11 protein-coding genes are annotated in these 11068 nt (G+C 60.3%); 7 read left to right on the forward strand and 4 right to left on the reverse strand.

The window, feature by feature from the left end; genetic code table 11:
* Together ACTHL0_RS22025 and ACTHL0_RS22030 are read left to right on the forward strand one after the other, a co-directional pair.
* On the forward strand, positions 1–459 hold a 459-nt coding region (locus tag ACTHL0_RS22025; protein ID WP_440569026.1), incomplete at its 5' end, for a DUF3422 family protein.
* Between the two features lie 489 nt (positions 460–948).
* A complete protein-coding gene (locus tag ACTHL0_RS22030) occupies positions 949–2835 on the forward strand; it encodes a methyl-accepting chemotaxis protein (RefSeq protein ID WP_440569027.1) in 1887 nt (628 codons plus the stop codon).
* 40 nt (positions 2836–2875) lie between these two features.
* Here ACTHL0_RS22030 and ACTHL0_RS22035 read toward each other — a convergent pair whose 3' ends face one another.
* Entirely contained in the window at positions 2876–3202 is a 327-nt protein-coding gene (locus tag ACTHL0_RS22035) for a lysozyme inhibitor LprI family protein (RefSeq protein ID WP_440569028.1), read from the reverse strand.
* Positions 3203–3703: 501 nt separating this feature from the next.
* Between ACTHL0_RS22035 and ACTHL0_RS22040 the strand changes: the two genes are divergently transcribed.
* Both ACTHL0_RS22040 and ACTHL0_RS22045 read left to right on the forward strand, forming a co-directional pair.
* A complete protein-coding gene (locus ACTHL0_RS22040; protein ID WP_440569036.1) occupies positions 3704–3955 on the forward strand; it encodes a type II toxin-antitoxin system RelE/ParE family toxin in 252 nt (83 codons plus the stop codon).
* A complete protein-coding gene (locus ACTHL0_RS22045; protein WP_440569029.1) occupies positions 3930–4214 on the forward strand; it encodes an XRE family transcriptional regulator in 285 nt (94 codons plus the stop codon). Before ACTHL0_RS22040 ends, ACTHL0_RS22045 begins: the two co-directional genes overlap by 26 nt.
* Before the next feature lie 63 nt (positions 4215–4277).
* On the opposite strand, the gene ACTHL0_RS22050 is transcribed toward ACTHL0_RS22045, so the two are convergent.
* A complete protein-coding gene (locus ACTHL0_RS22050) occupies positions 4278–4409 on the reverse strand; it encodes a hypothetical protein (RefSeq protein WP_440569030.1) in 132 nt (43 codons plus the stop codon).
* Positions 4410–4925: 516 nt separating this feature from the next.
* Between ACTHL0_RS22050 and ACTHL0_RS22055 the strand changes: the two genes are divergently transcribed.
* Positions 4926–6074 carry a 2Fe-2S iron-sulfur cluster-binding protein gene (locus ACTHL0_RS22055; RefSeq protein WP_440569031.1) on the forward strand — a complete coding sequence of 383 codons (1149 nt, stop codon included), beginning with the start codon at positions 4926–4928 and terminating at the stop codon, positions 6072–6074.
* Positions 6075–6215: 141 nt separating this feature from the next.
* Positions 6216–7445 (forward strand): M24 family metallopeptidase, encoded by a 1230-nt coding sequence (locus tag ACTHL0_RS22060; RefSeq protein ID WP_440569032.1) that lies wholly within the window; start codon positions 6216–6218, stop codon positions 7443–7445.
* A 209-nt stretch (positions 7446–7654) separates the two neighbouring features.
* On the opposite strand, the gene ACTHL0_RS22065 is transcribed toward ACTHL0_RS22060, so the two are convergent.
* Positions 7655–8575: a LysR substrate-binding domain-containing protein gene (locus tag ACTHL0_RS22065; protein WP_440569033.1), complete on the reverse strand. Its 921-nt coding sequence runs from the start codon at positions 8573–8575 to the stop codon at positions 7655–7657.
* 300 nt (positions 8576–8875) lie between these two features.
* Between ACTHL0_RS22065 and ACTHL0_RS22070 the strand changes: the two genes are divergently transcribed.
* Positions 8876–10135, forward strand: a complete 1260-nt coding sequence (locus tag ACTHL0_RS22070; protein WP_440569034.1) for an aromatic ring-hydroxylating oxygenase subunit alpha — start codon at positions 8876–8878, stop codon at positions 10133–10135.
* Positions 10136–10195: 60 nt separating this feature from the next.
* On the opposite strand, the gene ACTHL0_RS22075 is transcribed toward ACTHL0_RS22070, so the two are convergent.
* Positions 10196–11068, reverse strand: an 873-nt coding sequence (locus tag ACTHL0_RS22075; protein ID WP_440569035.1) for an MFS transporter, incomplete at its 5' end; no start/stop codon positions are given.

Below are 11068 nucleotides of genomic sequence, written 5' to 3' on the forward strand. Positions count from 1 at the left end.
CGCATAGCCGAACTTCGGGAAGAGGGGATCGTGGGGTTTCCGACGATCGCCGAATTCATGCAGCGCCGGCTCTTGCCCGCCATGCAAACTTGCAGTTCCGTCTGGACCCGCCATCAGCAATCCGCGACACGGGTGGCGCGGGCCGTCGATCTATTGCGGACTCGCGTGAATCTGGCACAGGAAGAACATACGACCGCCCTGCTCGAGGGGATGAACCGCACTTCAAAAACGCAGCTGCGCATGCAACATGCGGTTGAAGGGCTTTCGGTCGCGGCCATCTCCTACTATGTCCTGAACCTTTCCGGTGCGGCACTGCGGGCGCTTCACGCCGCCCATCTGTCGCTGGATCCGGACGTCCTGGAAGGGCTGCTCATTCTCCCGGTGGTCGCGGCTGTCGTCCTGTTCACCGGGCGAATTCGGCGGCTCGGCCATGACGAGCCGCATCGGGCCGATGCATAAATAGACCGGCAAAGCGCCCCGCCGCCTGACTTCGGGGCCCGCCGGTCAGCATTCGCAAGCGCCGGGACGTCGATTGCGCTTTTGCTAAAGATCGTCTCCGCTTATATTTTCGCGTCCCGGATTTTCCCGCCCCACACTGCGTCCATACCTTGCGAGAAAAGGGAATGGGACTGCGAATACTTCTGACGTGGTGGCCGCCCGCGCTGCACCCCGCCCGCCGCATCTCATCATCGAATCGCGGCTGAACCGCGCCATTCGGCACGCCCGGCACGTTCTCTCGATCGACCTCGGGCAGGTGGCCCTTACTGCCGCCGATTAAATACTACTAATCGGTAGGGTGCATTTGTTGTGCTTAACCCTCGATCTGCCCGCCTTACATTCAAGTACCGTCAGGATTTGCCGACAACCTAGTCAGCACTTCCTTCTGCGGCTTCAGCGTGTCCGGCGCTCATGAGCTTGCGATTTCCTTGGCGCGAGAGTTTCCAATCTATGAAGTTTCCCTCTTCAATTGCATTCAAGATCAGCGCGGTGTCGAGCGCTGCACTGGCGATTACGGTTCTGATGTTGACGACCGTGGGCGCGGTGAATGTCCGGCAGCAAGCCATCGATGCGTTCGCCAGTTCCAGCAGTGCCAAAATCAGCCAGGCCGACGAATCGCTTGACGGGACGTTCCGTGAATTCGAGGACAACCTCAACTACATCACCGGGCTCGCGCAACTCCAGGCAGCAGATGACAGTCTCACGAACTATTTCACGCATGGTGAAATGACAGCTGACGGCCACGGCCCGGTCGAGACAGCGATCTTCAGCACGTTCAAGCAATTCGGCGAAAGCCATCCCAGCCTGCGTTACCTCGACGTGGGCACGAAATCGGGCGGCTATGTGCAATGGCCGATCGAAAGCTTCCCCAGCGGTCATTACGACCCGCGCGTTCGGCCTTGGTACCAGCTCGCGATGGCCACGCCCGACAAGGTCGTCAGGCCCGCACCCTACCTCAATGCGGCGAGCGAGGGCGGCGTATGCATCTCGTTCTCCAAGACATTGAAGAATGGACAGGGCGAGGTCATCGGTGTAGTGGAAGCGGATATCACGCTCGATGCCTTTGCTAAGGCCATGAGCAGCATCCACTTCGGCAAGACCGGATACGTCATGGTGGCGGACAGCAGTGGGAAAATCTTGATCGATCCGCGCGACAAAGCGCATGGCTTCAAGGAACTCAAGAGCCTCGGCGGCGGTTATCAACAACTCGCCGATACGCCGGACGGGCCGGCTACGGTGGATATGGACGGCACCGAATATCGTGCGTATGTCTATACGTCGCCACATAACGGCTGGAAGTACTACGCGCTCGTGCCCAACGCAGAAATGATGGCGGGTGCCAACCGCCTGACATTCATGTTGATCGGTAGCGGGCTGCTCGTGCTGGCGATCGTGCTAGCCATCACCATCGCGCTGGGCCGTCGCATGACGTCCCCGTTGCGCCACCTTGCCGGCTCGATGCGAGAGATCGCAACCGGCGACGGCGACATGACTCGGCGCCTGCCGCAGGACAGCCACGACGAAGTCGGTCTCCTGGCAACGCAGTTCAACGCGTTCGTCGAGAAACTGCATGGCGTGCTGGTCAAGGTCATGGCGAGCAGCCGCGAGTTCGAAGTCGCTGCAGGCGAAGTGTCCATGGGCAACGGCGATCTGTCGGCGCGCACGGAACAGCAGGCGGCTTCGATCCAGCAGACGGCTGCGACGATGGAACAGCTTGCCAGCACGGTGCGCGAGACGGCCGCGCAGGCAACCAACGTGAACAACGTTGCGGCGGGCGCGGTGCAAGTCGCACGCCGGGGCAACGAAGCGGTCTCAACTGCAGCGCAAACAATGGGCAATGCCGTCGAACAATCGGGCCGCATCGAGGGGATCGTCGCGATGATCGAAGGCATCGCGTTTCAGACGAACATTTTGGCGTTGAATGCGGCAGTTGAATCGGCCCGTGCGGGAGAGAGCGGGCGCGGATTCGCCGTGGTGGCTTCGGAAGTTCGCAACCTCGCGCAACGTTCGACCAATGCGGCCAAGGAGATCAAGGTTCTGCTGGACGCGTCGGTTGAAAACGTGAGAGCCGGCGCGCAGCAAGTCGATCTGGCTGGCCGCACGATCGCGGAACTGACGGATGCGATCGGCAACGTGGCGACGATTACGGCCGAAATCTCCGCGTCAGCGCATGAGCAAAGCCGCTCGATCGACGAAATCAATCAGGCGGTGTCGCTGATGGATCAATCGACGCAGCAGAACGCAGCGCTGGTGGAAGAAATCGCCGCCGCGTCGCAGTCGTTGAAGGCACAGGGGCGGGAACTGCATACCACTGTGAGCTTCTTCAAGCTGGATTGAGGCACGAGCGCCAGCGGGGTTCAGTGCGGCCGGCCGGGGGTTATCCCGGCCAACGCTGGATTTGATCGATACGCACCCCGTAGGCATGCCGCAGACAGTTCAACTCACCCGCGCAATTGCGCCGCTGCACAACCCAGTCGCGCTGGCTGTCTGCGAGCTTGTCCGGCGCCCCGCGCTGCACCGCCGCAGCATAATCGTGCGCCATCTCGAGATCCATAGCGGCAAGACCGGGATCGTGACAAATCGCTTGCTCGTCGAGGAACGTCGGCGACGAACAATCAAAGCTCGTTTGAAGAGTTGGCACCGATGACGGTCGATCGGCTTGCGGCTCGCTCACACCGTCCCCCTGTCGGTTCACGATGTTCATAAACCATTGCTTTTGGTCTGCGTACCACTGAGCCAGGCAATCTCGGTCATGACCCTTGCGCTGGCGATAGTTCCACTGTTGGCGCACATGGTCCTTGAATGCCGCTTGGTTTGCCGCGACCGCTTTCGCTTCGACACATCGCGGCCAGTTCTATATCGGCAGCAGCCAACTCTGCATCGCTACAAATCATATGCTCGGAGTCGGAGCGCGCCTTGGCCACATCAGCTCCATCAGTCGGTCAGTCTCCGCTTCCCGCAGCCGAAGCCCGCAGATTTCCATTGACAAACGTACCAAATTTGGTACAATCCAGATGTTTCCATATCCCGTCTTCCCGCATGGCCCCTCCCGATCGCGTACTCTTTGTCTATTTTTTTCAGTCAGAAAATGGCAACGAACCCGTTCGTGAATGGCTTCGCGGCTTGGATGTCGAGGACCGGAAAACCATCGGGGACGACAATCGGGGACGACATCAAGACGGTTGAGCTTGGCTGGCCAATCGGGATGCCGTTGGTCCGAAAGATGGAGGCAGATATCTGGGAGGTCCGGGTTGATTTGCGGCAGCGGATCGCTCGGGTATTTTTCACGGTTATTGACGATCAGATGGTCTTGCTCCATGGCTTCATTAAGAAGTCACAGCAAACCCCTGCATCGGATCTAAAACTCGCCCGCATACGAATGCGGCAAGCCCACGACGCGGTCAGCGCAAAGCAATCGAAGGAGTCACAACATGGCAAACAAGCACGTCGGAAGTAGCTTCGACGACTTCCTCGCCGAAGAAGGCCGGCTCGAGGAAGCCACGGCTACTGCCATGAAGAGAATCATCGCATGGCAAATTGAGCAGGAGATGAAGGCTCAAAAACTGTCTAAAACAGCGATGGCAGAAAGAATGCACACGAGCCGAGCAGCATTGAATCGCTTGCTGGATGAAGAGGATACGAGCCTTACGCTGACAACGCTTGCGAGCGCCCTTACCGCATTGGGCAAGCGGATGGAGTTTAAACTTGCGGCCTGAAAAGATCGCACAATTGGGTCTCCGACCATCTGAACATAGGCCCGCTTAGCAGGCCTTGTCATATCAGCACCCCAGCGCACGCACCGCCTTCAACGCCGCCGACACCATGCCCTCGACCACCGGTTCGGCCCGGGCCGCAAGATCGGCCCGATACTCGAACGGCGCCGTTTCGTTCATGTAGGTCGACTGGCACATCTCGAGCTGAACCGCGTGTATGCCTTGCTCCGGCTGACCATAGGCGCGCGTAATGTATCCACCCTAAGCGGCTCGCCGCGGAACGTCTCCGTAGGCATAGCCCCGTCGTCGTCCGCCCCGGATACGGGCTCTCCCCGCTCGCCGGGCGATTGAGGTCGATCACGTAGCGCGAGAAGATCGGCTCGAGGAAGCCACGGCTACTCTACCCAGCGCCGCCGAAACCATTCGACCACCGGCGCCGCCTGCGTCGCAAGATCTGGCCGGACCCCACGCATAACCTAATGTAATAGCGCCGGGACAATAAAGCGCATTGACGCTACCCTCGCCGCCCACCAATACTCGGATCACAGCGAAAGCACTCCGAACCTCGAACAGCAATAGCAGAAGAAGAGCCCGGCAGCACGGATAAAACGGCGCCCTGCTTTCGCGACTCACGACAACGCACGCTGAGCAGTTCACGCGCTGGTTAGGCAGCCGAATGAGCGCGCACGGTGTCCCGATACAAAGTTGATTGCTATGAACTCGGTAGAAAGAATGTTCGCCCCTGAGCAGCAAACGAAAGACCGGCTCTCGAACGCCAGCACCTGGGAGAGCGGCACAAAGGTTTGGGCGAGCGGCGAAGAACAGATTCTGACGTGTGCTCGCGTGGTGGACGAGACCCACGATGTCAAAAGCTTCGAATTCCGCGTCGGCGACGGCACGCCGGTTCGCTTCGAACCGGGCCAGTTCATGACCGTGTCGGCGAACGTCCAAGGCCAGACCGTCCAGCGCTGCTACACGATTTCCTCTCCGCCCACGCGCCCATATCTGCTGTCGATCACCGTGAAGCGTGTACCGGGCGGCACCATGTCGAATTGGCTTCACGAGAACATGAAGCCCGGCAGCCAGTTGCGCGCGTATGGTCCATCCGGCAGCTTCACGCCGACCGCGGCGCCTGGCGCCGTGAAAGCGCTCTATCTATCCGCGGGATCGGGGGTAACACCTCTGATGTCGATGACGCGCGCGAGCATCGACCTGGGTCTCGATCGCGACATCGTCTTTGTTCACAGCGCGCGGACACCGGCCGATATCGTCTTCCGCAAAGAACTCGAAAGGCTCGTCGCGCTGTCGCCTCGCCTGCGAACGTTCTTCCTTTGCGAAGGGATCGGAAGCGAAAGCGATTGGCAGGGCCCTATCGGCCGGCTCAGTCTGCAGCAGCTTTCCGAGTGGGTGCCCGACTACGCCGAGCGCGAAGTCTTCACGTGCGGCCCGGCCGGCTACATGAAGGCCGCGCAAACATTGCTGCACGAAGGCGGGCACGACCCGGCGCACTATCACCAGGAGAGCTTCGATTTCTCAGCGGGTGCCGCGGCTGCGGAACCGGCCGAATCCGTCGCCCCGAAAAACCAGGCTGCATCCCTAGAAACCTTCACCGTCAAGCTCTCGCGTTCGTCGAAGACGTTCACGATGAGCGCCACAGAAACCGTGCTCGCCGCCGCAAAAAAGGCTGGCGTCGCGATCCCGTCTTCTTGCAGCCAAGGCATTTGCGGCACCTGCAAAACGAAGGTGCTCGAAGGTGAAGTCGAGATGAAGCACAACGGCGGCATTCGCGATCGCGAAATTCAAAAGGGATTCCGTTTGCTCTGCTGCAGCCGGCCGACGTCGGACTTGGTGCTCGAACTGTAGACCTTAGTCGTTAGTCGCTGGTCGTTCTAGTCCGTCGGCAAGAACGGGCAACTCATTCGATTACCGGATTCTTGTAAGCGGGTTCAACGCCACCGTTGGACCCGCTTATCCGCAACAAACCCAAGTTCCAGGAGACGCAGCATGGCGGGCAATGAGCGCTTCGATGCAGGCAACGCAGTCGGACTTGGCAACAAAGAAGCCATCTTGCGGGACGTAAGGACGTATCGGCTCGCCCGGGTGCGGGAGCAATTGGTCAAGCATCAATGCCCGGCCATCCTCCTGTACGACCCGGTCAACATCCGCTATGCCACCGACTCATCCAATATGCAGGTTTGGTCGGGGCGCAATCCCGCGCGATACGTCATGGTCTTCGCAAACGGCCGCATCATCGCCTGGGAGTTTCATAGCAGCGACCATGTCTGGGACGGGCTCGGCCACGATGTCGAACTGCGGCACCCCATCAGTTGGACCTACTTCAATGCGGGTCCGGAAGCGGAGCACCGCGCACAGGCCTGGGGCGCCGAAATCGTCGACGTATTGCGCAAGCATGCTCCCGGTGAGCGCCTGCTGGCTGTCGACCGGCTCGATCCGCTCGGTACGGCTTACCTCGAAAAGCACGGCATTACGCTGCTCGATGGTCAAGCGTTGATGGAACCTGCCCGGCTGATCAAATCGGCCGGCGAACTCCTGTTGATGGGCGAATCGCTGCGCACGGCCGAAAAGGGCATCGAGCGCATGCGGCAGGCACTGCGCCCCGGGATCACGGAGAACGAGCTCTGGGCGAACCTTCATTTCGAAAACATCCGCCACGGCGGAGAGTGGATCGAAACGCGGCTGCTCGCGTCAGGCGATCGAACCAATCCGTGGATGCACGAGTGTTCTTCGCGTGTCTTGCAAAAGGGCGATCTGCTCGCCTTCGACACGGATATGGTCGGTCCCAACGGCTACTGCTCGGATATCTCCCGCACGTGGCTCGTGGGCGATGGCCGCCCATCGGACGAGCAGTGCAAACTCTATGAACTCGCCTACACGCAGGTGCACTTCAACATGAACGTGCTGCAGCCGGGCATGACGTTCCGCGAGTTTTCCGAAAAGGCTTGGAAGATTCCCGATCAATACGTCAAGAACCGGTACTGCTGTCTTGCACACGGCATCGGGATGGTGGACGAGTATCCCTCCATCGCACACCAGGTCGATTGGGAAAGCGCGGGTTACGACGGCCGCTTCGAAGTCGGCATGACGATGTGCGTCGAAAGCTATATCGGCGCGGACTGCGGCACTCAGGGCGTCAAGCTCGAACAACAAGTCGTACTCACCGAGCACGGTTGCGTCTCGCTCACGGATTGTAGTTTCGAGACCGACTGGCTGTAAGCGTTGCCGCTCAGGCTCGCTATCCAATCTTCATAACACTGGGAGACATCATGTCAGGTAATCGTGGAGTCGTGTACGGAAACCGTAGCGTCAGCCAGCGAAGCGGCGATGGCGTCGTTAGCGCCGGCGGCGAGGATCGCCTACCGTGCGATTAAAAGCGCTTCTTGCGTGCCGAGCCGCATCGTTGTCCTTGAAACTTACCTTGAAACTTAGCTGATAGGGGTGTCTTCGCGCAGCCACTCAATCAATCGCGCGACGGCGGGTGTCATCGTTCGGCCGTGCGGCACGATGACGTAATAGGCTTCGGGCGGCTTGCACGAGACGGGCGTCAGGCGAACCAGTTCGCCTCTTTCAAGCATGTCGCGCACGAGGCGGTGCCAGCCAAGCGCGACGCCTTGGCCATACTTCGCTGCCTGAACGGCATCGGTGTACAAGCTGCTGCGAAGCACGTAGTTCAACTTCCCCGGGCGATGCCCTGCCGATCGAAACCAGGCGTCCCACCCCATCCATCCCTCATAGGTGGAATCTGATTCGATGAGCGGCAAAGCGGCCAACGCCTCGAGCGATTCCGCTGTGCCGTTCTCCTCGAGAAAAGCCGGGGAGCACACGGGAAACACTTCTTCGTCGAATAACAAGGTGGCCGTCCCGTCCCCCCAGTTTCCGTCGCCATATCGCACCGCAACGTCGACTTCGACATGGCGGAGGTCAGCGGTGAACATCTGCGTAGTCAACCGCAGCTGCAAGGGCGGATCCAGGTGCTTCAGGTTCGGAAGTCTCGGCAACAATCGCAGTTGCGCGAACGGCGCGGTCGATGCCAGCACGAGTTCTTGCTGCTCCGCACCGATCGACAAGCGATCGAATACGCCGGCGATCTTCTGCATCGATTCCGCAACGACGACGTAAAGCGCCTCGCCCTCGCTGGTCAGCGCGATCGAGCGGTGCAAGCGATGGAACAAGCGCACGCCCAGCACTTCCTCCAGAAATCGAACCTGCCGGCTAACCGCGGCCTGGGTTACCCCCAATTCGGTTGCGGCTCGCGTAAAGCTGCCCAACCGGGCCACCGCCTCGAATTCGACGAGGGCCGTCAAGGACGGTACGATCCGTCGATATCCCTTAGTGGCTTTGGTCATGTCGGCCCGCTGTCTGTTGCGATTTCACGTCTCCTCCCGCAGTACGATCGTCTTTTCAAAATGACTACCGGTCAAGTCAGCAGCGCATTGGATCTCGAACGCCGCGGGGCCGTTAGTACGCCCGCTGAGCGCCAGAAGAGACTACCGAAAATCTCTCCCGCTCTGCATAACATAAAGTAATGCGATGGGAAAAATAAAGCGCGTTGACGCTGTCCATCGCCGATCCAATACTCCGCGCATAGCTCATTGCGAAGCGACATGCAACGCATAGGGAAAATATCGACTTATTGGAGGCCCACAATGACTGTCATCCCCATCAAGACCCACCGCGAACTGCTTGACAGCCGGGAACCCGGATGCGGGATGCCCGGCGAGCTTTTTGGACGGCAAGACGTGTTCGAAACGGACTTGGACGTCTTCTTTCAGAAACGATGGATTCTGGTCGCCGTCACGGCCGATGTGCCTGAACCCGGCGACGTCTTCGCCGTCGATATCGGCAAGGCTTCGGTCCTGATCCTGCGCGACGACGACGAAAACATCCGCGCCTTCCGCAATATCTGCCGCCACCGCGGCTCACGCCTCGTCAAAAGCGCCGGGAAGGTCACCGTCGGCATGCTGGTTTGCCCTTATCACCAGTGGACGTACGACCTCGACGGCAGCCTGCGTCACGCCACACACATGGGCAAGGAATTCGACAAGGACTGCCGCAGCCTGATCCCGGTGCATATCAAAGTCGTCGGCGCGCATATCTTCATTTGCCTGGCAGATGAACCGCCGGAAGACATTGCGAAGCTCGACACGGTCATGACGCCGCGCTTCGCACCGTACGACATGCAGCACACGAAGATCGCGTACGAGATGGACATCATCGAGAACGGCAACTGGAAGCTCGTGATGGAAAACAACCGCGAGTGCTACCACTGCGGCGGGACCCATCCCGAACTCACTCAATCGTTCCTCGCGCACGATTTCGGCTTCTGTCCCGATGGCCAGAGCGAAGAATCGCTGGCCGATTACGAGCAGTATCTGGCGAACAACGAAGCGCGAAGCGCGGAATGGGAGAAGGCGGGCTACGAGTGCGCGTTGTTCGAATCGCTCGACGAGAGCGTGGAAACGAATTTCCGCTCGCAGCGGCTCGTGATCGCCAACGCCGGCGAATCGCAGACGATGGACACCAAAGTGGCGAGCACGAAGCTGCTGGGCAAGTTGGAGCGGCGCGACCTCGGCGACGTGCACATGTGGGGGCATCACTCGTGGACACACGTGATGAGCGACCACGCTGTGATTGCCTATGCCATCCCCTTGGCTCCGGACAAGACGCGCGTGCGGACCGTGTGGCTCGTGAATGAAGATGCCGTGGAAGGTATCGACTACGATCTGAAGAAACTGACCGAAGTGTGGATCGCCACCACGACGCAAGATGCCGAACTGGTCGGCAACACGCACAGCGGGACGCAAGATCCAGGCTATATTCCGGGGCCCTACTCGAACTACACGGAAGGCGAACTCGAGCGATTCGCACGCTGGTATGACGCGCGCCTGAAGGCGAACGGGGTATAAGTTCGCAGCGATAGAAACGAGCGGGAGTTCACACCCGCTCGTTTCGCTTGATACGTTCGATCAGCGTCGGCTCGCCGTCACCAAGCGAGCGCAACACGGCACCAGGAAGAGCAGCGCGGCCAACAACCAGAACGCCCCCGGCAGCCCCACTTTGTTGGCGACGAAGCCGACCGCCGCCGGACCGGCGAGGTTTCCGGCGTAGCCAGTCGTCGTGATCGCCGCGACAGCCAACGTGGCGGGCATCGCACGTTGCGAGCCCGCCCGGCGAAACAACACGGGCACCACATTGGATGCGCCAAAGCCGATCAGCAAAAAGCCGAGCATCGCGATCGCGGCGACCGGCGCAGTCAGCAGCACAACGAAGCCGGCCGTCGCGAGCAATCCGCCCCACAACACGACGGATCGGTCTCCGATCCGTGCCGTCACGGCATCGCCGCTCAATCGCCCCACGGTCATCGCGATCGAGAACAGCATGTAGCCGAGCCCGCCTTGGGCAGCAACGACCAGCCCCTTGCGGGTGATCAGCAACGCGCTCCAGTCGAGCAGTGCACCTTCAACGAGAAACGTGATCACCGTTAGCGCGGCCAGCATCAATACGATGCCGCGCGGCGCGACGAACAGCGGGCCATCATGGGCCTGAGCCGTTGCCATCAGGCGCGGCCGCGCGAGCGCCATGGCGCCGAGCATCAGAGCCGCACAGAGCAGGGCGCTCGCATGCATCCCGACGCGCACCGAAAGTAGGAAGGTCATGAGCGTGGAGCCGATGAATCCGCCGACGCTGAAGAGCGCATGAAACCCGGACATCAACGGCCGAGCCTCGGCGCGTTCGACTTCCACGCCGTGGATATTCATGGCGACGTCGAGCGAACCAAGCGCTGCGCCGAACGCGAGCAAAGCGACGCCCAGCGAGAGCGGCGTGCCGACAATGGCCAG

This window comes from Trinickia sp. (assembly GCF_051961175.1).
Taxonomy (GTDB): Bacteria; Pseudomonadota; Gammaproteobacteria; order Burkholderiales; family Burkholderiaceae; genus Trinickia.

Bases quoted from the DNA above. Each gene is read 5' to 3' on its own strand.
- ACTHL0_RS22030 (WP_440569027.1), top strand. From the start codon at position 949: ATGAAGTTTCCCTCTTCAATTGCATTCAAGATCAGCGCGGTGTCGAGC.
- ACTHL0_RS22035 (WP_440569028.1), bottom strand. From the start codon at position 3,202: ATGAACATCGTGAACCGACAGGGGGACGGTGTGAGCGAGCCGCAAGCC.
- ACTHL0_RS22040 (WP_440569036.1), top strand. From the start codon at position 3,704: ATGCCGTTGGTCCGAAAGATGGAGGCAGATATCTGGGAGGTCCGGGTT.
- ACTHL0_RS22045 (WP_440569029.1), top strand. From the start codon at position 3,930: ATGGCAAACAAGCACGTCGGAAGTAGCTTCGACGACTTCCTCGCCGAA.
- ACTHL0_RS22050 (WP_440569030.1), bottom strand. From the start codon at position 4,409: ATGTGCCAGTCGACCTACATGAACGAAACGGCGCCGTTCGAGTATCGG.
- ACTHL0_RS22055 (WP_440569031.1), top strand. From the start codon at position 4,926: ATGAACTCGGTAGAAAGAATGTTCGCCCCTGAGCAGCAAACGAAAGAC.
- ACTHL0_RS22060 (WP_440569032.1), top strand. From the start codon at position 6,216: ATGGCGGGCAATGAGCGCTTCGATGCAGGCAACGCAGTCGGACTTGGC.
- ACTHL0_RS22065 (WP_440569033.1), bottom strand. From the start codon at position 8,575: ATGACCAAAGCCACTAAGGGATATCGACGGATCGTACCGTCCTTGACG.
- ACTHL0_RS22070 (WP_440569034.1), top strand. From the start codon at position 8,876: ATGACTGTCATCCCCATCAAGACCCACCGCGAACTGCTTGACAGCCGG.